20 protein-coding genes and 1 tRNA gene are annotated in these 22684 nt (G+C 39.3%); 11 read left to right on the forward strand and 10 right to left on the reverse strand.

Annotated elements, in window-relative coordinates; genetic code table 11:
• The coding region (locus NTX86_05245) for a M3 family metallopeptidase (GenBank protein MCX5922700.1) at nt 1-1135 on the forward strand (1135 nt) is incomplete at its 5' end.
• A gap of 80 nt (nt 1136-1215) precedes the next feature.
• Here the strand turns inward: NTX86_05245 and NTX86_05250 are convergent.
• From NTX86_05250 to NTX86_05260, 3 genes are all read right to left on the reverse strand, one after another.
• On the reverse strand, nt 1216-3162 hold the full coding sequence (locus NTX86_05250; protein ID MCX5922701.1) for a hypothetical protein: 1947 nt from the start codon (nt 3160-3162) through the stop codon (nt 1216-1218).
• A 41-nt stretch (nt 3163-3203) separates the two neighbouring features.
• Complete coding sequence (locus tag NTX86_05255; protein ID MCX5922702.1) at nt 3204-4166, reverse strand: glycosyltransferase; 963 nt, start codon at nt 4164-4166, stop codon at nt 3204-3206.
• Nucleotides 4167-4256: 90 nt separating this feature from the next.
• On the reverse strand, nt 4257-6017 hold the full coding sequence (locus NTX86_05260) for an alkaline phosphatase family protein (GenBank protein ID MCX5922703.1): 1761 nt from the start codon (nt 6015-6017) through the stop codon (nt 4257-4259).
• A gap of 184 nt (nt 6018-6201) precedes the next feature.
• Here NTX86_05260 and NTX86_05265 point away from each other — a divergent pair, with 184 nt between their 5' ends.
• From NTX86_05265 to NTX86_05280, 4 genes are read left to right on the forward strand one after another with little or no spacing between them, the layout of a single operon-like run.
• The gene (locus NTX86_05265; protein MCX5922704.1) at nt 6202-6789 is read left to right on the forward strand and encodes a hypothetical protein; all 588 of its coding nucleotides are present in this window, start codon (nt 6202-6204) and stop codon (nt 6787-6789) included.
• Nucleotides 6786-6941, forward strand: coding sequence for a hypothetical protein (locus NTX86_05270; GenBank protein MCX5922705.1), 156 nt, complete (start codon nt 6786-6788; stop codon nt 6939-6941). Before NTX86_05265 ends, NTX86_05270 begins: the two co-directional genes overlap by 4 nt.
• On the forward strand, nt 6938-7186 hold the full coding sequence (locus NTX86_05275) for a hypothetical protein (protein ID MCX5922706.1): 249 nt from the start codon (nt 6938-6940) through the stop codon (nt 7184-7186). The genes NTX86_05270 and NTX86_05275 overlap by 4 nt, the downstream gene beginning before the upstream one ends.
• A 25-nt stretch (nt 7187-7211) precedes the next feature.
• A complete protein-coding gene (locus NTX86_05280; GenBank protein ID MCX5922707.1) occupies nt 7212-10298 on the forward strand; it encodes a mechanosensitive ion channel in 3087 nt (1028 codons plus the stop codon).
• Between the two features lie 61 nt (nt 10299-10359).
• On the opposite strand, the gene NTX86_05285 is transcribed toward NTX86_05280, so the two are convergent.
• From NTX86_05285 to NTX86_05315, 7 genes are all read right to left on the reverse strand, one after another.
• The gene (locus NTX86_05285; GenBank protein ID MCX5922708.1) at nt 10360-10602 is read right to left on the reverse strand and encodes a hypothetical protein; all 243 of its coding nucleotides are present in this window, start codon (nt 10600-10602) and stop codon (nt 10360-10362) included.
• A gap of 113 nt (nt 10603-10715) precedes the next feature.
• Complete coding sequence (locus tag NTX86_05290) at nt 10716-12107, reverse strand: DUF4804 domain-containing protein (GenBank protein MCX5922709.1); 1392 nt, start codon at nt 12105-12107, stop codon at nt 10716-10718.
• Between the two features lie 154 nt (nt 12108-12261).
• Complete coding sequence (locus tag NTX86_05295) at nt 12262-12810, reverse strand: hypothetical protein (GenBank protein MCX5922710.1); 549 nt, start codon at nt 12808-12810, stop codon at nt 12262-12264.
• Nucleotides 12807-13505 (reverse strand): N-acetylmuramoyl-L-alanine amidase, encoded by a 699-nt coding sequence (locus NTX86_05300; protein ID MCX5922711.1) that lies wholly within the window; start codon nt 13503-13505, stop codon nt 12807-12809. Before NTX86_05300 ends, NTX86_05295 begins: the two co-directional genes overlap by 4 nt.
• Nucleotides 13496-15688 (reverse strand): ATP-dependent RecD-like DNA helicase, encoded by a 2193-nt coding sequence (locus NTX86_05305; GenBank protein ID MCX5922712.1) that lies wholly within the window; start codon nt 15686-15688, stop codon nt 13496-13498. Before NTX86_05305 ends, NTX86_05300 begins: the two co-directional genes overlap by 10 nt.
• Before the next feature lie 24 nt (nt 15689-15712).
• The gene (locus tag NTX86_05310) at nt 15713-16450 is read right to left on the reverse strand and encodes a hypothetical protein (protein MCX5922713.1); all 738 of its coding nucleotides are present in this window, start codon (nt 16448-16450) and stop codon (nt 15713-15715) included.
• A 36-nt stretch (nt 16451-16486) separates the two neighbouring features.
• On the reverse strand, nt 16487-18130 hold the full coding sequence (locus NTX86_05315; protein ID MCX5922714.1) for a hypothetical protein: 1644 nt from the start codon (nt 18128-18130) through the stop codon (nt 16487-16489).
• A gap of 331 nt (nt 18131-18461) precedes the next feature.
• Here NTX86_05315 and atpE point away from each other — a divergent pair, with 331 nt between their 5' ends.
• The 6 genes from atpE to NTX86_05345 all read left to right on the forward strand — a co-directional run bounded on the left by atpE (nt 18462) and on the right by NTX86_05345 (nt 21829).
• A complete protein-coding gene (gene atpE / locus NTX86_05320) occupies nt 18462-18704 on the forward strand; it encodes an ATP synthase F0 subunit C (protein ID MCX5922715.1) in 243 nt (80 codons plus the stop codon).
• A 49-nt stretch (nt 18705-18753) separates the two neighbouring features.
• Nucleotides 18754-19128, forward strand: a complete 375-nt coding sequence (locus NTX86_05325) for a hypothetical protein (GenBank protein MCX5922716.1) — start codon at nt 18754-18756, stop codon at nt 19126-19128.
• Nucleotides 19115-19603, forward strand: coding sequence for a hypothetical protein (locus tag NTX86_05330; GenBank protein ID MCX5922717.1), 489 nt, complete (start codon nt 19115-19117; stop codon nt 19601-19603). Before NTX86_05325 ends, NTX86_05330 begins: the two co-directional genes overlap by 14 nt.
• Nucleotides 19600-20145 carry an ATP synthase F1 subunit delta gene (gene atpH / locus NTX86_05335; protein MCX5922718.1) on the forward strand — a complete coding sequence of 182 codons (546 nt, stop codon included), beginning with the start codon at nt 19600-19602 and terminating at the stop codon, nt 20143-20145. Before NTX86_05330 ends, atpH begins: the two co-directional genes overlap by 4 nt.
• Nucleotides 20146-20152: 7 nt before the next feature.
• On the forward strand, nt 20153-21667 hold the full coding sequence (gene atpA, locus NTX86_05340) for a F0F1 ATP synthase subunit alpha (protein ID MCX5922719.1): 1515 nt from the start codon (nt 20153-20155) through the stop codon (nt 21665-21667).
• A gap of 85 nt (nt 21668-21752) precedes the next feature.
• Nucleotides 21753-21829, forward strand: a tRNA-Arg gene (locus NTX86_05345).
• Nucleotides 21830-22684 lie beyond the last annotated feature (855 nt).

Genomic DNA, 22684 nt, shown 5'->3' on the forward strand with positions numbered 1-22684 from the left:
GCAATTAGCATCCGATCTTCCTGCAGGAGTAACGCTGACGGCTGATGGCAAAATGTTGCCGTGGGATGCTGCCTACGCAACCAACTATTATAAAAAGAAGCATTTTAATATCGACGAAACTGAGATCGCAAACTACTTCCCGATGGAAAAAACCATTAAAGGATTGCTTGATATTTACGAACAATTTTTTGGGCTGCGATTTAATGAAGCATCAATTCCACACGTATGGCATGAGGGTGTAAGACTGCTCGAGGTGTACGATGCCGCATCAGACAAACTTTTGGGTTATTTCCTGTTGGATTTGTACCCACGTGATAATAAATATTCCCATGCATGTCATGTGAGCATTGTTCCTTCAATCTATGGTGCGAATAACGAATTACTTCCCGCGTTATCATTAGTCATTGCAAACTTTCCGCAATCAACGGCAACAAAACCATCGCTATTGAAACGCAAAGACGTTACTACGTTCTTTCATGAATTTGGCCATGCATTGCATGCGCTGCTTGGCAGAACACAGATTGCCTCACTTTCTGGTACCAGCGTGAAGCGTGATTTTGTAGAGATGCCATCGCAAATGTTAGAAGAGTGGTTGTGGGATTCAGCGATTTTAAAGCAAGTAAGCGGACACTATCAAACAGGTGCCCCTCTGCCTGATGATCTCATTGAGCGTATTCTTGCTTTGAAGAACTTTAACCCTGCGCGTTTTGTGCAAACCCAGTTATTTTATGCATCACTCTCTCTTGATTATTTTAAAGAAGGCGCTCAAAAAGATACTTTCCAAATTTATAAAGATTTATCGACAAAGATATTAAAACATTCAGCCTTCTCTGATGAAAAACATATGTATGCTGCCTTTGGCCACTTGACTGGCTATGGTGCTAAATATTATGGTTATTTGTGGTCAAAGGTTTTTGCGCTCGATCTTTTTGCAGAAATTAAAAAGCATGGATTACTCAACCCTGAGATTGGCAAAAAATACGTGCACGATGTTATTGGCCGTGGTGGTAGCGATGAGCCTATGGTTTTGCTTGAAGCTTTCTTGGGCAGAGAGCCAAACCAAGAAGCGTTCTTGAAAGATCTAGGATTGGATGAAGTTCAGGAGCTTTCTGTAACCAAGACGAGTGTTATTTAAGAACTTTTAAATTGAGTTGTTCATTAATAAGTATGCATCAGCCTCAGCGGATAGAAGTTATCTGCTGAGGCTGATTTTTTTTATTTTTTCTTAATTTTTTTTACCGATGTTGCCATGAATTTTTTTATAGCATCGGCTATAGTTTTTGTTTCATCGTCAGTTAATAATTTTGAGAGTAATATGTCATATGAAAAGTCTTTTTTTAATGATGGATTTATAAAATAGTTGGCAAGGGCATTGAGGAAGGTGTTATTGGACACTAGGTTGTTGAGTTTGCCGACTGCTTTTATGGTGTCATTGTGATAGAATAAACTTCTATGTTGTATGGTATTCGATTCATCAGTATATACAACGTCAAGTTGATTGCGGTGTACCTTGATAAGGACCTGCCGTTTTGTTTTTTTGCTGGAATCTTCTAAGGTTTTTATATAAAAGTATTTGGGGAATGTGTATTGGACATTTCGCATTGCTTGCAATAGAAGATCAAATGAAGAGGCGGTTTCAAGAAGAGTAATTTTATGAAGATTTACCGTGGGGGTTGCAGATATAAATGCATTAGGCGAATAAGCATCCATTTTTATATGACTTATTGTTGTTGGATAAATCAATACTGTTTTTTCGGTGCTTTTTATAAGAATTGGTGTTTTATCTAATGTATTTTGACGGGCTAATACGTGCGTGATTACTTTTATGTCATCATTGATAGCAACTGCTCTAAACACAGTGGTACCAGGAAACATCACTTGCGGCAGTCCAGCAATTGCCAGAGCTTTATTTTTACCTATCATAATTGAAGGCACATCGGTAATGGGACGTAAAATTTCTTTTAATTGTTGATCGTTAAATCGTGCTTTCTGGGTGCCGTCTTTGTGAGAATATTTATGCAGCGCATCAAAGAATCCCGCTAAGTACACTGATTTTTCAGTTTTTGCGGCATCGGCTAGACACTGTGGCGTTTTACAAGAGAGGCAGTTGTTCAGTAACTTTTTTGTGTGAAATGTTACCAGATCTTCGCCTATAGAGCCCATGCTGATAAAAAAATCTGGTGTTGTATTAGAGAGGGTGACTCCTTGGTTATTAACGATGGTGGCCATGTTAGCTAGTAGTGTATTATAGCCTCCCGCATAACAGCTTATATAATGCAAAAAATTAGTATTGATTGCTTGAATAAAAAATCTCAGTAAAATACCGAATCTAGATAATCCAAGGCCTGCTATTGTTGAATCGCTGTGCCCCTCAGGGCTTAGGGTATTAATTTGATTGGGCAATAAACCTTTATTAATTGCCGTTTCTAAGGTTTTTGAATACATGCCATGGCCAATTAAGTAAATGTTCCACATGCCAGCATCTTCCATATTCTTGTATGCAGTCTTATAGGTAAACATGCTTTGGAGACTTGTAAGATCAATAGTTTTTCTGACGTCTATTGCTTGGTCAGAAGGAGTGAATTCTTCAAGATTTTTAAGGTTAAATCCGAGATCCTCTCTATCCTTTTGTGAGTCATAGGTTTTGGGAATAAAGAGATAAAAACTTTTATCATTAGTTTTGTATATGGTCCAGTCTGTAGCGCACTCTTGTAGGAATTTATTTTTTATTTTTTTTATTGTTTCTTCAGTGGCTGTTAAAAAAAGATTAAAGATGTGGCTTGTGGTTATAACAGGGTATTGTTTTTCACATAGTGCGAGCGTAAAACCTATGGATATTGCCTCTTCTGCGTTGTTTTCTGTTGTATTGAGAAGGATAATAACGTCGTGGAGATGGGGGTTTCTTGTGATATTTTTTTCTGTGTTATTTTTTGTTTCTTCTTCATTTTTTTTTATTATTTTAACTGGTGTTGGTTTTTTTAATAATTGTTTGTTTAGATCTGCTAGTTCTTGCTCGGTTAAAGGAAATGTAGAGATTTTCGATGATTGTTCTATTTCTGGGTTATCTGTAGCCGTAGGTGCTTCTGGAGTTTGTGCAGCATTAATAATCATAGTACATGCTTGTGCTAGTATGAATAAGAATACTATGTTTCTGAATTTCATAAGATTCCTTTTTTTATAATTAAGAGTTCATATGAAGCTAACTACTCTTTCATTCGTTCGTCAATAATAGTGAATTTGATGATATTACCTTCTATACGGCTGCGAATTTTAATGCCCGGCACAAAGGCTTCTTCTTTTAAAATCCAACTGCCCGCCCAATGGTGAAGCGCGAATGTTTCCGGTTTGATTATGTTTTCTATAGTTGATCGATCTTTGGTTTCTTTATCAATGGGATAAAAAAAACTTGCCGGGAACACGATGTCGGTGGTTGTCCCGGTGCTTGCAAGATCTAACACTGCTTGGGTAAAAAGCATGGGTCCTGTTTTTATCACAATGTTTTGTTCGGCACTTTTGTCATTTTTTATGCCATCGATGCAGGTGCGTACTATTGGATGGCCAGAAATTGAGCCAATCAAGCCATTGGGAATAATAATGGGGGCCAGAAACATAGCCATGCCAGGTAACTCAAGGCCAGTATAAAAATCATACGAGTAGTGCAAAACATCAAAAGGTTGTACGCACTCAAAATCGGTGTCGACATAGAGTCCTCCAAAACGATACAGAATTTCGTAGCGGGCAATGTCGGAACGTTCGGCATAGTTTATGGCCGTGTCATAGGCTGCTTGATTTTCTAGGCCCAGAGCGGCAATGTCGGCATCGGTCCATAGTTTATACTCCCAATCTGGGTGGTGCTGTTGCCAGGTGGCTGCAAGATTTTTAAATTTTTCTGGCAATGGTGAGCCCAGCCATATTTGGTGAATTATTTTGGGAATCTTTGGCGTTGCCTGCGGTGCACTATTGGTTGATATATTTTTGTTGTACAGTGCTTGAAAGTGTGTGAGCATATTTTGTGCGGCAGCAGTCTGCGTTCCCTTGATGTAGTAATGGCTGTAGAGTGGATGATTTTTACCCATAGCGGTTTGAAAATCAACAGGGTGATTGGTAATGTCGTTGGCAACACAAAGCGTAGTGGTGATGAATAGGCAGTATGCAAATAGCTTCATTCAAGTTCCTTTATATGTAAGAAAGGGTTTACCGTGTACGATAAACCCTTTCTTATTTTTATTCAATGCATAGCGCGAGAAATAAGATTTTTATTTATGCTCTATTTCCGCTTGCTGTTTTTCAATGGTTTCAGTTTGCTCCGAATGCTTCTTAGCAGCATCTTCCTTTTCCTGTTCTTGAGGGCAAAGTTCGTAGATGCCAGGTAGCACTTGTGCTGTTGAGGCTGATGGTTTTTGCACATTGGTGATTTGTGCCAAGGTGTTAGCCAATTGTGTACTATACACTTTTTGAACTACTTTTTTCTTTTCGATCTCACCTTTTTTATAGATGACTAATGGCACATGGGTGTCATAATTATATGGCGATTCATGTGAAGTACCGGTGGTGTATTTGGTGAGTAATGCATAAGGTTGCAGTTGCACAAACAGCTGGCCGCTTCTACCAGGGTAGCGTTGCATTTTGAAGTTGTTTTCTAGTTCTTGATGCACAGGGTCGAATGGCAACATGTCGAGCTCAGAATAGGTCCAGACATTTTTGACGCCATCTTTGAGCATCAAAAATGCTTTGAGTTCTTTGGTGATATCAGCCATTGCTGCCGTGTTAAGTTCTTTGAGCAATTTTCCATCAAAGTAAAAATGAGGCATTTGAAAGTGAGTGACCAAGCTGCCTATTTGATGTTTTTTGAGAACGACTTCATTCATCTCTTTAATAAGATCTTGGACCGATAATTTGTAGGCAGTCTTAATGCCTTTCTCTTTAAGGATGCCCTGCATTGGCACGACGCCATGGTCGGCCGTGAGCACGAAAAGCACTTTGTTTTTACCGATCTTTTTTTGTGCGTATTGAATGAATTTCTTTAATGCTGCATCAACATGATAGACCATATCGATCGCTTCAAGAGAATCGGGGCCGTATTGATGGGCGATTAAGTCTAAGCTGCTGAGCGATATCCACAACAAGAGCTCATTGTTTTTAGTTAAATTTTTGTCGATACAATCTTGTGCTAATTCGAGGAGAAGGTCGTTGCCCATGGGTGATTTATAAACGGATGTAAACGGATCTTTATTGCTAGGGTCGTGGTTGATGGTACGTGTTTTGCCAATGACACTCTCGTTGTGAGCTGCATAGGCATAGTTATGTGTTTGTGCAAAATCATAATATTTACTGTTTTGCTCGTACATTAAATTCCATTGTGTTGTTGTCAGTTCATTAACCTTTTTTCGTTTATTAAATTCTACAACCCATGAAGGTAGTTGATTGAAGTAAGCTTTGCTGGAGGTAAAAAGCCCGGTTTCATTGTCAAACCAGATTGCTTTGCCAAGCTTGGTTGCCGTGGTGATAGCAGCACGACTTTTGATGGATAAGCTAAATGCCACGTGAGGCGTGTTAGGCTGTGATTGTAATACAAATTGGTCGCTTAGCCCATCGACCATAATGAGTTTGGGTCCTTTGCCGTAATTGTGCATTTCGGTTTCTGATTTAAATACAGCGGCTGTTGTTGCATCGTCATCATCAGGCGCTATTTCTTTGCCTGAGACATCAAACCAAGAATTGGCAATAATGCCGTGATCTTTTGGCAACACGCCCGTGTTTAATGCGGTGTGGCCAACTGCTGTTTCAGGCATTGCATGCGGATGGTGGGCGTTTTCGTATACAACGCCATTGTCGAGCAAGAATCTGATGCCGCCAGTGAGGAATGGTTTTAATTTATAGAGGTAATGATAAGCAAATTGATCGATAACAAAGACAATGGTGGCATGTGGTTTTTCTATGCATAATGCCGGGGCGCTGACAGTTAATAGCAGAAGAAGGGTGATGCGATTAAAAAAAAAGTGATTTGTGTGTGTCATTTGTAACTCCATGATTTAAGATGTTTTTTATTATGACAAACGTAATAAATATACGGGAAGTAAAGCAATGGTTTGGGACAGGGATCAAATACCTTTGATTTTTACAAACAAAACTAGCTTATTTTTTTCAGTGACCCTACGCTAACTAATAAAATAAATAACCCTCAAGATATATTGATGTGCAATGGAAAAAAACAAAGGCATTGTCCTCAAAACCTATTTGCCCCAAAAGTGCAAGATCGTTGTGCTTGATAATGAAATAGGCAAAATTGTCGTGGTGCCTAATCGCCAAGACATTAGCTACGGCGCATGCATTATGTATTCAATTCGAGAGCAGCATAATTGCTCTTTTATCTATGATATTGAGTTGATCGATAGCCCTTTGTGTTTGGGCAAAGATGATATTTTATTTGTTCATCATATTCTTGAATTATGTTACTATTTTATTCCAGCGCAAAGCAGTGTTTCGCCATTATTCAACTTACTCATATTGCTGTATGAATCACGACATGTGTTTGAAGATAGTGTTGTTAAAAAACTTTTTTTATTTAAATTTTTTACAACATTAGGCTTTTACCCAGAAGGTCAAAGATTTCAAACACCGTATTTTCATATTTTAGCATCAACATCTATTGACAATCTCATTGGTCTGACCATAGATTTAAAGGTCGAACAAGAATTGGATTTTTGGCTATTGCACTGTATATCGCTTCATCCATGTATTAATAATTTTAAAACCGTCAGTTTTTTACACAATAATAGGGCAGTATGAAATTTTTTATAAAACTAATCCTCAGTAGCGTATGGTTGATAGGTTCATTGAATGGGGCAAGCATTATTGATGCAGCCAGTCAAAAAATACCAAATGCCAGTGCGATATTCAAAAGTGTTGCAGAAGAAAAGCTGAGCAACTCACCAAGTTGACGCAGGAACAAGCGGCGCTTGAAGCACAAAAAGATGTAGCATTTAAAAATATAGCAGTAGCGCTTGAAGAAAATAAAAATAAACGTACTGCTGTAGAACAAGCCTTAGAGAAAGACACTCAAGATGAGTTTTTGCTCAAAAAATTATCATTGTTAACCGAGACAAATGACACCTTGCGCGACCTTGAGCGCGTATGGAATGGTCTTTTGAAAATAGTAGCTGATCACAAAATTTTATTTTTTTGAAGATCTTGAAGATATTCATCAAAAAATGACCAATCAACAAAAGTTTGTTGAGCAGCTGAAAAAGCGCAAAGAGAGCGCGCTTAAAGAACAAAAGAATTTTGCACAAATAGCTGAAAAAGCAGCTGAAGAGTATAAAGATAAAAAAGCTCAACAGGATGAATTTGGTAAAACATCTGCAGATGCAACAGCAGCGGCTGTTCCTTTTGGTTTTACGGTACCGCAACGGATAGAGCTTATTACCTTAAAAAGTGCTTTATTAAAGTACAGAAAAGATTTGGCCGATTTACAGCTTAAAGACAAGCAACAAGAAGTTTCGCTTACGGATGACGAAGTGTTTGTTGAGTCAGTACATTTGGAAGTGTTACAAGAACAGCAGTGTGGCATAAAATCATCCATTGTGGTGACGTGTGAGCAAATAGACGCGGCATCACAGGAACTAGAAAAAAAGAAGCAAGCATTCTCATCGCTTAAAGCAAAATATAATGATGAGATTACTAAAATTCGCAAGATACGCGAAGAAGAAAGCGAGAGGCTTAAGACTCTGAGCGAGCGTTACAGTATTCCGCTTGGCAATGAACTGAATACCTTCAGCTTAGAACCTAAAAAGACGGTTGATCTTTATCGAGGATTTACCGAAGTTGCGGCACTCAATACTCATGTTCAGCTTCTCAACGAGCGTGAAACCTATTTTGTTGCACTGATTGCCTTGGAACAAGAGAAGATTAACTATGTTGAAGACATGGCAATGGTCAAGGAGACTTACCATAAAATAGCGTTGCGTAAGTTTGCATCGGAAGATGTTATCGACCAAGAAATTAAAAAATATCTTGAGCGACGAACGGCAAACGAAGCTTTGCTCAAAAGTTATAAGGCAAAGAAAGAAGAGCTTGAAGGTGCGCTCGCCAAAATTCAAAATGAAGTGCTTGAGAACCTTAAAAAAAGAAAAGCTGATATTCAACAGCAAAAGGATGATTTATTCAAAGGGCGCATGAGCCATTATGCAGCTTGTTTGAGTTATCTAGATAAAGCCGAAGAAGACCTCACCTTGCAGATGGATGTGATAGGAAGTATCGGCAAGACCTATGGTGAGATTGTTAATGTTCTGGATAAAATCATTGGTCACAGTAAGTTTATTTTCTCTGAATTAGAATCGATTACTATTTGGTATCGCCCAGAATATGCAATCACCTGGAAGGGGATTGCCAACATAGGTGCCGATATTAAAATGTTCTTGATTGATGTTAAGAATTATTTTGTGCATTTCGATGTTAAATATTTTGTTGTGCAGTTCAAAGACTTATTTAAAAAGCCCTTAGCATTACTTTTGTCATTATGTTTGATAGCAGCAATATTCAGTGGTTTATTACTGGTGCGTCGTTATGGTATTTTTATAGTGGTATTGTTGCATCATTTGAGTGAGCGTTGTCATTGGTTTGTGCGTTGTGTACTCCAGGTGGTTGCTCTTGGGCTTGGATTTGTTTCGCAACATGCTATCGGTATGGCTGTTTGGATAGTTGGTTTTATATTTATTGGTCATCATACGGTCTCCGACCCTTACCTTGGTATCTTGTTTTATCTTCTTTCTATTGCTTATCTCTTGTATCTTTCTTTCAGATTCTTTAGTTATCTGCCGGTCTTTAATGAGCGTTATGGCTATTGCTTAATGAACCGTGATTCTGCATGGCGCTTTACGATGGTGCTTGCGTTCTTGGTTAACGTAACCATTGTCTTGATGTGTTTTAGACAAGCTTTTATGTTGGCACAATTTTCAAAGTCTGAGTTGCCAACTATATTACTTGCTATCAATGTTATTTTATTCCAAATCTCATTGCTCTGTCTGATAACCAAAGAGCAAGTACTGAGCTTGATACCAACATATACAGATATGGGCGAACGTATTTATAAGTTGATAGATAGGCATTATTATATTCTTGCGCTGGCAATCGCAGGAATCATTATCATGAGTAATCCCTATATAGGGTATGGTCGCTTGGTAATGTACATCACCTTGGGTTTATTATATTCATTGGTATTGATCAAGGTTTTACATTGGAGTCATTCAATGATAAAACAGGTAGCTTCGTCTACTTTTTTTATCACACAAGATGACGTGGTGCGTGAGCGTTTTGCTTATGCAAAAACATGGTTTGGCGTTGTCATTATTTGCTCGTTTTTATTCTTTATGTTGATTGGCATTTTAGTGGGTGCCAAAATTTGGGGCTTGCCTATCACGGTGAGTGATGTTATGCGCTGGTTTAATCAACCATTGCTTGGTATTGGCAAGGGTGGTTCTAATCCGCTCACCTTAATCACGCTGGCGACTATTATGTTGTTTATTGTTGCGGGTTTTGTTTTATCATTTGTTTTTAATCGATTTGTTCTTGAAAAGATCTTTGATTTGATGCTTGTCGATTCAGGTGTGCAGAGTGCTATTACGAATCTAACACGCTATCTTTTTGTTGCCGTTGCGATTTTGCTTGGGCTGCAAAGCACAGGATACGGCGGGCTTATTACGTACATGTATGTGCTCATTTTGGGTATAGGGTATTTGATTCAAAATCCATTAAACGATTTAGTTGCGTACTTCATCATCTTGATGCAGCGGCCGATTAAAATTGGTGATTACATTCAGATTGACGAAAATGTGATGGGCGTAGTACGAAAAATTACGCCAAAATCAGTGACCCTACGTAAAAAAAATAGCACGACTATTGTGGTGCCTAATGCGCAGATTATCAATAAAGCAATTGTTAACTGGAACTATTCTCGTAACTTTACGGCTTTTAACGATATCATGCTCATTGTCAGCTACAATGAAGATCCTTCAAAAGTTAAGGATCTGTTGTTAGCGGCCATTGATGCGCATCCTAATATCTTGAAAAATCCAAAGCCGGTGATTCGTCTTGAAAACTTCCGCGACAACGGTTTTGAATTTTTAGTGCGTGGCTATTTGAGTTCAGATTATACGATGCAGCAATGGGAAATTGCCAGTGATGTGCGTTTGAGTATCGTGAAAATATTGCGAGAAAATAATATTGAGATTGCGGTTCCAATGCCGGTAATCGTGACGCCTATTCGTAATGGATCAAAAGAAAAAGAACTATTGGGATAAGTAGAAAATAAGGCAAAAAATCAGGGCAACATACAACATGTTGCCCTGATTTAGTTTAAAGCTATTTCTTTGGTGTATTATTATTATTATTATTATTATCTTGTTTATTCATCAGTTCCATGACTCTTGTGTGCACTTCTAATTTAATTAAGCCGACAACAATCATATAAATTGCGCCAATGATAACAAGAACGTGGAGGTATTTTTCAAGTACACCCAAGGTGTTCAAGAGTAATACGATACCTGTTGCTACTAATAGAATACCTTTGTTTCTGTCAGATAAGCCGTTAAATAAATTGAACATTACAATCTCCTTTATTATTATGCTTTTTTATAAGCATGGATGGGTTATAGATTATTATCCATTCCAGATTAAAGAGGTAGTGCAACTTTTGTCTAGAGTTTGTAAATGGTGTTCTATGCAACACTCAGAAATTGTGCCGAAAGATGCGTGTTAATGAGTGGGTTTTGCAGTTCTGAAATAGTAGAACAACAAGCTGCAGCTGGATCTCCCGAGGCATTGAGCATTCCTGCCCAATATTCATTGCCGGGATATGAGTTGCCATCCCACGCATAGTTAGCAATGAGTAACTTGTCCTTATTTTTGCCAATTAAAGGGTCGGCTGGATTTCTCTTGGAAAAATGCAGCGTAATGTTTTTATATTTTTGACCATCTTTAGCGCCTCCGCAAGTCTGTGTCGTGGCGGGAAACCAACTAAAATCAATGTCTGCAATAGAAGATAAGTCGTTTTGATCTATGATCTCAGCATATACTTCAAGCATCAGTTGTGCTTGTATCTCTTGGTTGACTGCCCATACACCAATGCCGAGCCCAACGTTATGCACATATGTTTTTTTGTTTTGTTCTGTTCCGCGTTTGTGTGCATCACGTAAAAATGGTTCGATGACTAAGCGCATGCGCTTTTTATATACTTCGTTGTTGAGGTAACGGTTAGAACCAATGTTACTGTATCGTCCGGTTGCATCATTGCGTGCTTGGTTAAAGGTGGGAAAATCTACACCATAGAAATCTGCCCATAGAGAAAGTAATGGATTGTTGTTGTTGCCTGATCCATAACCTTTTGCCGTGGTATTTTGCTCTTGTGTTATAAGCATGTGCTGATATTCCATTAAGCCGGGTTTTTCAAATCGTGCTCCAACGAGTCCAACATAGACACCTTCTTCTTGATAAGTTCCAGCTTTGTCTCGTACCGATTTGTTGTTGCGATCTCCATTATTGATAAAGTAGGTTGGCACAGAAACGCCGATTAGAGAAGCGATTTGCATTTCGTCATATGAAATATAATTTTTGAGAATTAATGGTGATTTTTCTCTGGCTGTGCCAATAGTTTCAAATGCGCCAGAGCCTTGTGTTTTGCCATCTCTGAGGAGATAACTATCGCTTGACGTCATAAACATTAATGGTCGTTGGGTCAAAAGTCGATCGATAAATTCTAGTTGCGTCATATCTTTATACAGCGCTTGTTCGGCAGGACTTCCCTGGGTTTTTTTGTGGAGCATGAACTCATTGATAAGCTGCAAAACTGAACCATGCATTATTGGGTAGGTATTGCGTGCATATTCAGCTATTTTTGCCTGTTTGGTTTGGTCGTTGCCTGCGATGACAGCAATTCTATTGTTGTTAGTGGGAAACTTGCCACCAAGAAAATTGCCATTTTGTGCAAATGTTTGTGACCGTTGAACTAAATCATTAAAGGTTTGTTGATGTGTTTCTTCTTTTTTTATAGTCAATGCTGTGGCAGTTAAGCTCAACATAAGAAAAATTGAAAGGGCTTTTGAACTTTTCATGAGTTTCTCCATTATGGTTGAAAATTGTTACTAATAGGATAAGGCTTGTTTAAAGCGCTTGTTCTTATCTCATTACCAGTGTGCACTATCCACATTGTTTTGCAAAAGCATAGCCAATGAGTTGATTGGAATGGAGTTGGGGCGGCATTTAGGATTATTGGTCCGAAAAGCCACTTAAAGGCCATTCTTTGGAGAAATCAAGATGGGGGTCAATCAGTGGCTTATGGTTCACCAAAAAGTGGACGCCCGTGATTTTGATGCCATTTTCGCGAATTGTTTTGAGTAACCCTTCAATCAATAGCCATTTGTTGTGTAGGGTTGCTTCTTTGGAGAATGGATAGCGATCAAACGACACATAAGCCATATCCTGGCTGCCAAGGAGCACTGCTTGTAGCGACACCTTTTTAGTCATCAGTGCTTCTTCATTTAGTAACGTCAGCCAACTATTGATTAAATACTGCAGGTTTTCTGCCTTGTTGTCAGACCAGATAAGTTCAATGGTTTCATGATGCCATGCAGCATTACGCCAAAAATAAAGGGTGACCTTTTTCTTGGCAATGGCCGTTTGGGCTTGCTCTTGGAGTGCTACGTGGTCGGCCGTTGGTGTAGAACGAATAATAATCCATTCTTGGTGCAGTGCATAAAGCAGTGCGCCTACAACAGCACAGATTAATGATAGAGCAATGAGTGAATTTTTTTTCATGCTTGTACCATCGTAATAATTTTCTTGAGACTTTCTGCAATAGGGTCGACATAGGTTGTCCAGGTATCTTTATCTTTCAGGCCAGCTTCAAACATAATGGCAGGCGCTTTAATGCCAATGAGTGGTTTGCAGGGCAGCTTGTACATTCCTGCACATGTAAATTGTCGCTTATATTCTTCTGCATGTAATGTTTGTTGGATGATGGTGCCATGCGTGCGCGTGAGGCCATAGTTAAACAAATGGGCTTGATCGTAACTGCAAAAAGCTGTATCAAATTTCTTGGTAATAAAGTCATCGTTATAGGAGAAGTTATAGAGATAGATCGTTGGTTGTGTTGCGTGTTCGGCATAAAAGTGAATGCTTAAATAGAGGTCAACATTAAGACGGTTGGCAAAGTGCGCATTTTGTAATGGCTGCACTGTTTGACCAGGATCGCGGCTGAGGACAACACGCACATTGGTGTTTTGTTCTTCCACTACTTGTTTTAATTTTTCTGCGTACTGCAACGTCAACGTGCGTTCTAGCGCATCGTCAATAGTTCTGCCTGTTTGTTGTGCGTCGCCAGCTGGGTCAAGCATAATGGTGACCACGCGTTTTGGCTTCACGGGTGATGAGAAGAAGAAGGGGAACATGGGCGTACTTGTGATTGCAAGTATAGCGCCGAGTAAGATGCGATATTTTTTAGTTAGCGACATTGTAAATCAGTAGTTAAAAATTGTTGTAGGAATGTTTGACGGACAGTGCCTTTATTATTTTTAATAGCCATGGCAATAGCTCGTGTTTGGCCAATAAAGATGCAGATTTTTTTAGCACGAGTTATGGCGGTATAAATTAAGTTTCGTTGTAATAGCGTGAAGTGTTGCATGAATATAGGGATAATAGCAACAGCATATTCAGACCCTTGGCTTTTGTGAATCGAGATAGCGTAGGCAAGTACGAGTTCATCTAATTCAGAAAATTCATAATCAACAATGGTTTCATCATATTTGACCAAGAGCATACGGTCTTCGGTATTAATGTCATCGATAAAGCCAATGTCACCATTAAAAACATGTTTGTCGTAGTTGTTACGCAGTTGCATGACGCGGTCACCAATTTTAAAAGTAGTGCCATGATTCATGACTTGTTTTTCGCTGGTTGTTTTATTCAGCACAGCTTGCAAATGATGGTTCAGATTTTGTGTGCCAACAACGCCGCGGTTCATGGGTACCAGCACCATTGCGTCATTAGGATGAATGCCAAATTGGGCTAATTTTTGTGTAAAGATAACATCTAAATGTTCCGCTACCTTTTCGGGCAGATCTTCCTTAATAAAAAAGAAGTCGCGCTTTGCATCGGGCAATGATGTTACCGGAAATTCACCCGTATTGATACGGTGGGCGTTGACAATAATTAAACTGTCTTGCGCTTGGCGGAAAATTTCTTTGAGACGTATGCTGGTGATTTTACCGCTTGCTATGCAATCATTCAAGAAGTTCCCGGCACCAACGGAAGGTAGTTGGTCCACGTCACCAATCAATACCAAATGTGCATTGAGAGGGATTGCCTTGAGTACTGCATAGGCTAAAAATATATCAATCATCGACGCTTCATCGATAATCAAATAATCGAGCGCTAACGCATTTTGTTCGTTTTTCAAAAAGCCCATGGTAGCAAAATCAAACTCAAGAAGACGATGCAAGGTTGTTGCCTTGCGGTGGGTGCTTTCGGTAATACGCTTTGCAGCACGTCCTGTTGGTGCAGCAAGACGATAGGTCAATTGTGCACTGTCCAGCACGTGGAGTAATTTTTTAATAATAGTTGTTTTTCCGGTTCCGGGTCCACCAGTGATCACGGTCACTTTGTTTTGCAAGCAAGCCAAAATACCACGTTGTTGATCTTCATTGAGGGCGAGGTCGCGCTCATGGCTTGGCATGCGCAACGAAGCATAAATAGCATCAAGGTCGAAGGGATGGTTGCTCGGATAGTCACAGAGCTTTTGTAATTTTTGTGCTACACCTTTTTCAGAAAAATAGTATTGAGTGAGCGTTACAAAATGTTCATCTTCATATGATATCAGTTTTATCTTATCGCTATTGTACAGTTCGTGGAGCGCATTCTTAATAGTGTGGGCTGTTTCTTCTAATTGTAGTTCGAGTAACTCGCAGGTGATATCTTTGAGTTTGTTGAGTTCAAGATACAAGTGGCCATTGTTGAGTGTTGTCGTGATAGCAAAAAGAATGCCAGCTTTGATACGCTTGATTGAATGGGGTTCAAAGCCCATGTTTTGCGCTATCTGATCAGCGATTTTAAAGCCTATACCCCAAATATCTTCAGCCAATCGGTAGGGATTTTCGTTTAGAATCGCAATGGATCCTTGGCCATATTTTTTATAAATTTTCACTGCATACGCTGGCGAGATGCCTTTGTCTTGCAAGAAAACCATGACGGTGGAGATTTCTTTTTGGTCCTGCCATGCCTTGGTAATAACATCAAGTCGTTTTTCGCCAATGCCATCAACTTCGCGCAAACGTTGTGGATGTTTGTCGATAACATCAAGAACTTCTGTGCCAAAGTAATTGACCAGTTTTTCTGCATAGCTTGGGCCAATGCCTTTAATCATCCCTGAGCCAAGGTATTTTTTTAGACCAACAACATTAGTTGGTGCAGAGGTTGTGCAGGAGCTTGCTTCAAATTGTTTACCAAACTTGGGGTGCATGACCCATGCGCCCTGCATGTTGACTTGCTCGCCTGGTTGGATGGAATTTAAGTAGCCGCGCACCAGCGTTGAATTGTTTTTATTGATTTGTACAACAAAAACAGCAAAACCATTTTCTGGGCTTTGAAACACAATCCGTTCTACGGTGCCGGTAATATTCTCTGTTGGATTTTGGTTCATAACTGGTGCGCAGGCTTTGTAAGGTTATAGGGCGTGATTAAGGTGTTGTTCATCCATCAATTTTTTAAATTGTGCCCATGCTTTTGGACAGCTACGCATAAGGTCTTCAAGGAAGTGCGTCAAATCGGTACAGAATTGGTCGAATGTTTTGAATGAGTTGATTTGCTCATTAAAAAATTGCATATCATTATTTTCGTCTGTATCAGCCCATTTGAGCAACAAACAATCTTGCCTGTTACGTTTGGTGCATGATTCAGTAATAAGGATAAGCATTTGATCTTTTGCGCCGCGTGCATTTTTGGTGAAAGGAGACACTTTGCCTTCAAAATCTTTTTTTGCTTGTTTTAAGCATACGCCGAATTCTTTTTTAAGTCTGTTGTATGAAGCTTCAAGATCTTCCAATACTTGGCGATTGTTGACGCTATTTTTTGTATAGGTTGTTTCTTTTTGATAAAATTCTGCTTCATATTCACTTTCTAATGCCGCTAAGGTGCGCACTGAATGGAATTCGCCATCAAAAAGATAAAGGCCTTTTAATTCTTTCTTTTTGGTTACTTCACCAAACTGAATTTTTTTAATTTCTCGACGAACTTGGAGCATGAGCTTAATGGTTTTAGCGTTAACGCCGAGTGAAAAGCCGTCAATGAAATCAATAATGGGCGATACAAGAATTATTTCGTGATGCTCTTGAGGTTTTGTAGCTTGAGCACATGGGGTATACAGCGATCCACAGATTGTCAGTGATAGTATTAGCTTTTTCATAAAAAGACTCCTTAACTTAATTGATATGGTTCGTTATTAAAAATTCATTTCTACATTAACTGAGGCGGTATAATCTTTACCAATGCCTCTTGTTATGACTGCGTAATCACCATTAAAAGATACAATCCATTCGTGTGATTCTCGTGTTGCTTTGAATAACAATGATGCCAAAATTTTTGCCTGTATGGCAAGTGGTAGGACAGCGTTGTTAACGCCAAAATCTTTGCAGTCATAGTCGCAGGTGTGTATGTTGCTCAGCTTTTCATGGCCTTGTGTCCATACATCGCCGCCAATATCAAAACCCATATGTTCGCTATCAAAATTCAATGAACTAATCCAGTGGAAAATGAATCCTGGACTAACCAGTGTTTTGAAGGAGAATGGATAGAATCTATTCACAAATTGTGTGTTTAAGAATTCAAGATTTTCAAAAGAGGTCTTTGGATCAGTGCTATTAAAGTCTCTTGCATTGAATGCTGCCAGGTTTACTTCTTGTATAAAGAATCGGCGTTCATGTGCAGGGCAAAGATATTCAACAGAGGCTTTGTTGTAGAGGTAGAAGCTTTCGGCCCATGATGATTTGTGAATAATACTGCTGAGTTTATTTTCCAGCGTGAACGATCCCCCCAAGCCAATATGTCCTCCATTGCCAAGGCCGGTTTCTAATACGCAAGCTCCCAATTGGTCAAGGGCTCCTATAGAAAAATCTTGGAGAAGTTTTGTTGCTTGATCTTTAATGTCTTGGGGTGTGAGTGAAGCATTCTGGCTGAGCTCAAAAAGCTTTTTAAAGTCAAAGTTAGGACGCGGTGCACATTTATCAAATTCTGTTCCTTGAATGCCCTTCACCATGGCAACGGCGGTTGGTAGGGTGAATTGCGCGGCACAATGAAGAGTGTGGCAGTGGCGGTCTAAGAGCTTAAAATCAACCTCGATTCTTGTGTCGCCAAAACCGAGCTTATCACTAATTAAGTGGTGTTTTTGAAATTTTTGTTGTTCGTTTGCAGTCAGCGCACCTAACTCTGTTTCTATGTCTTGGCGCTCTCCATCGGTCAAAAAGTAGTTGTGTTCATCATAGTAGAGTGGTGTCATGAATCGTACATACATAGATTCATACTGACGCATGCCATGCACCATAAAACCTATGCGGCGTTCCTGCGCGGTGCTGTTTTTAAAGAGTGGTAAAATTTTCAGAGGATCTACAGCAAAGTGGGGGAATAATGGCTTAATGAGGTTAATCGAATTGGTGATTTTTTCGATGAGAGTTGGGCTGGTAATAGCAAGGTATGAGCAGAAGGCATCGCTTCCGCTGGTGAAATATGTTCTGGTTGTCTGATTATAAAAAAGATATATGCCAACGGTCCATTTATTATTGCAATATGCTTGTTGTGGTCCCATCATGGCGTAATCTAAAAGACTGCGTTTGTTGAGTGGATTGGTGTGTAGATAGATGTTCTCTTTCAAGAGCTCAATACCACCAAATGTTTCTAGTGCATCAATAATTTCATGCGGCGTGGCTCGTGTTACGCTACTGTCGATTACTACTTGATCCAATGAGCCATCGACATCCATATCATCAAAATCAAAATCAAAGCTATCAATGTTCTGTGTGTCGGCATGGGTGTACTGAGGTATAATAATGCTGAGTAAGGCATACAATGCGTAATAGCGTATCTGTTTCATAATGGGTTGGCATCTTTCTTTTACAAAGTTTATATGTTACTTCATTAATCAATTAAGGTAGTAGTTAAAAATCATGGTAGAACTTGTAGTGTCGATATCTCTTTTTTTATATTCTTAGTCATTCTAGCGGATTTTATTACATATGACAAAATTTGAGGTTTTAAGGGCTTTTTGGACCTAAGAAAGGGTTTACTTTCAAACTTCTTGTAAAAATTAATCAAAGTAGTTACGATACTAAAATAACACTCTAGAATAGAGTGGGAATATAAGGCATTAAAGTCATTGTACGGTTAAATCAGATAGATTAATTCTTGTCATAGAAAGGTTGCACATGGAAGATCAGGTTTATGCTAAAGTAGCAGCGTATATGGGTGCAGCTTTAGTTATGGGTATTGGTTCTATTGGGCCTGCATTAGGACAAGGTCTTATTGGCATGAAGGCATGTGAAAATATCGGTAAATATCCAGAAAGTTCTGGCAAAATCAGTCAGACTATGATGATTGCAATGGGCCTTGTAGAAACATCGGCTATTTATGCATTGTTGATTGCCCTTTTACTTATTTTTAAATTTTAATATAACGGCGCAACTATTTTTGGATGTCATTGCCTGGTAATAATGCCTTATGAATCTTAATTTTACTCTTATCCTTCAACTCTTTAACTTTCTCTGCGTATATGTATTGCTCCGCAGATTCCTGCTGAATCCAGTCGTTGCGATTATTAAGGAAGATCGTTCATATCAGGAAGATTTATATGCGCAAGTCAGGGCTATGCAATCTTTGATTGTAGATCGTCATCAAGAAAAAGCGCTTGCATGGCACAATTTTGTACAAGCATGTGCTCGTACTATGCCAACGATTGATCAAATTGAATGTGCCGAGGTTAAAGGGGCAGCTCCTGAACTTAAAGTGATCGTACTTGATGATGCTAGAGTTCAAGAGTTAGAAAAAGAATTAAGTGCCGCCATAATCAAAAGGGTAGAGCATGTTAGGATCTGACTTAATCAGTATTTTTTTTAGACTTCTTAATTTTATCATTCTTATTGTTGCAGGCGTCTATCTCTTTAAGCGTTATGCTGTAGGAGCTATTCAAAATCTGATTATAGAACGGCAACAAAAAATTGACGACACCAAGCAGGAAATAGTTTTACTCAAAAGGCAAGAGCTTCGTTGTGAACAAGAACTTGTTGATCAACAGGTTGCCTACCAAGAACTGGGAAAGAAAGTAGAGCAATGGCATCAACAGGTTGCCGCTGTTGCTCGCGAATCGGAGAAGCAAACTTTGGCATTGAACCGTGCATTACAACACGTGAGTGTCGTGCAAAATCAATATATGGTTGCACGGCAAGTAAAGCGACTCGTGTTGCCTCAGGCTCTATCAGATGCTCGTCTTGTAATGATCAAGGAATTTGCTGCCCCAGAAAAAGGTGAACTGTTTGTTGCACAGATTATCAAGCACGTGGAGCGTCGATGATAAAAGCCGCAGAATATACCGTATCAAAAAGATACGCAACTGCTTTTTTGAATGTCTTTGGCGATTCAATTTCGTATGCCGATATGCAGAATGTGTGCGCTGCGTCAGAATTTTTTTATCAGCATAAGAATCTATTATTTTTTTTGACATGGCCAGTGATTGATACGGGGCTAAAAGTTCGGGCTCTCAATGAAGCATTACAAAAGTTTTCATTAGGTAAGCCTTTTGATCGTTTGATCGATCTTCTAGCGACACATAAAAGAACCTATCTTATTCATGCAACATTAAAAGCATTGTGTGCGCTTTACAAGCAACGAAACCGCATTATGGATGTAGCTATTACGAGTTCAAATACATTGCGTGAACAAGACCTGAAAGCCCTGCAAGAGTTTCTTGTCAACATTACGGGGCAGAGTATTATATATACGTATAAGATTGATAAAAATTTGATAGCCGGTATTCGTCTGCAAAGTGACACGGTATTGTGGGAATATTCGATTCGTAAACATCTTGCACATATGAAGTTGCCGCTTATTCGTTAGGATTACTATGGATATTAAAAGTATAGATCTTGTCGCGTTGTTTGAAAAAACATTGAGCGATTTGCCGCAAGAAAAATTACAAGAAATTGGTATTGTTGTTCAAGTGGGCGATGGTATTTGTAAGGTCCATGGACTAGACAATGCTGTGTATGGTGAGCTCATAGACTTTGAGGGTGGTAATCAAGGAATCATTTTTAATCTTGATGAAGACGCCGTTTCTATTTTTCTTTTGCATGCCACTATTCCGGTAGCAGAGTTGGAAACAGCTCGCAGAACCGGGGGTGTATTCAAAACAGCAACAGGAATGGGCTTGCTTGGCCGCGTGATGAGCGCGACAGGAAAACCACTTGATGGCTTGGGAGAAATTCATGCAACGGAATATCGTGCTATTGAAGCGAGCATTCCTGGCATCATTGAACGAAGCCCCATTAATGAATCACTCGAAACAGGTATTATGGCCATTGATGCCTTGGTACCAATCGGTAAGGGTCAGCGTGAGTTGATTATTGGTAACAGAAGTACCGGTAAAACATCTGTGATCATCGACACTATTTTGCATCAAAAAGGCAAGAATGTTTTCTGTATTTATGTTGCCATAGGGCAACGTCAAGCAAATTTGGCACGCATCGTGCGTTTGCTACAAGAGAATGATGCGCTTTCGTATACCGTCATTGTGACTGCTGATGCGGGTGAAGCAGTACTTAATCAATATTTGGCACCTTATGTTGGTTGCACCATCGCTGAATATTTCCGCGATCAAGGACATCATGCGTTAATTGTTTATGACGATTTGAGTAATCATGCTATCGCTTTCCGAGAAATGTCATTGTTAATGCGTAGAGCTCCTGGCCGTGAGGCTTATCCGGGTGATGTTTTCTATTTACATTCTCGTTTACTCGAACGTGCAGGCAAGTTAATGAACGGTGGTTCAATAACCGCATTACCCATTGTACAAATTCAGAGTGACGACATCACTGCCTATATTCCTACCAACCTTATTTCCATCACCGATGGCCAAATATTTTTAGACACCAAGCTCTTCAATCAGGGCAAGCGCCCAGCGGTTAACGTTGAGCTTTCTGTATCTCGTGTTGGTGGTGCTGCTCAAACAAATGCTATTAAAAAGATGACCAAGGCTTTGCGCTTGGAATTGGCGCAATATCATGAGTTGCTTGATTTTGCTCAGTTTGGCACCGAACTTGATGAATTGTCACAAAAGCGCCTTATTCGTGGTGGTTTGGCAGTAGAAATCCTCAAGCAGCCACAATCAGTCACCTTGTCATTTGTCGATCAGACACTGATTTTGTTTGTGTTTAAAGAAGGATTTTTAGATAAGCTTGCTATGAAAGATGTGCATGTTTTTGTGATGCAGTTTGTGAGCTATGTAAAGTCAGTGTATCAGGAAGTATACGGCACAATTTTGAGTACCGCAGACTTATCCGATGACATTCGAGCTCAGCTTGTGGTGATTGCGACTGAATTTAGTAAGCTTTTTATAGCTCCAGAAGACAAAAACCTCTAGAAAAAGGGTATTTTTGCAAAAAGCATTGAGCTTACGGGGTTAGTACGTTATACTATAATTACTTTTCTTGAAATATAAATTTTTTGTGCCCGTAGCTCAGTTGGATAGAGCAACGGATTTCTAATCCGTAGGTCGAAGGTTCGAATCCTTCCGGGCACACCAGTTTCCACTTTTCTTAGTTTCTACTATCTTCGCAAATACCGGTTTTAGCTGTAGATCGAGTGTTTCATCCTTGTATGAGCAGTTCGATACTAGAAGATTAATCATCCGACGCTTTTGTTCCCCATTTTGCTTTTTAAACATCTCAGCCGCATTTTTGGCCAGTTCTAGAATAAGATTGGCATTTTCCAGATAATGGGAGTCAGCTTTTTGGGTTGCCAACAGTTTAATAAAGAGTTGTTCCTTTTCGTTGATCCATTGATTAGTGTTACTGCGCCAAAACTCTTCACCTATCTTCTGATCTAATTTATCCAAATAAGCTTGATCGATCCGGTTTTGTAGCACCTTAATCTGTTTTTCTAGTTGGAGCACGAGATTGTTGTGATATTCAATCTTATCCTTAAAGCTTTCACGCACGCCACTTAATATGATCTGTTGGACATCCTCTGGCACATAAATATTTTCCAATAGCTCGTGAAAAGTGTTTTCTATCTCTTCTTGGCGGATATAAGCTTGTTTACAGTTGCCTTTGAATCCTGTGCAGTGATAGTAGATGTACTTTCCTTTTTTTAATTCGGCCGTTAATGCACATCCACATATGCCACATTTGATGAGATTGGTATAATGAAACATGCCTTTTCTACATTTGCTCTTGAATGGGTTAATAAGAACATCTTGAACGCGCTGAAATAACTCCCGGCTTATTAGTGGCTCATGTGATGCATTTTCATACTTCTTTTTTTTCCAGAAAAACACTCCCGTATAAAACTCATTCTTGAGTATTGTTTCTACATTGCTGGTATAAAAATTCTTGCCATTTCTATAGACCATTCCATCCGCCAGCAGTTGTCTTTTAAG

Source organism: Candidatus Dependentiae bacterium, assembly GCA_026389015.1.
Lineage (GTDB): Bacteria > Babelota > Babeliae > Babelales > Vermiphilaceae > JAPLIR01.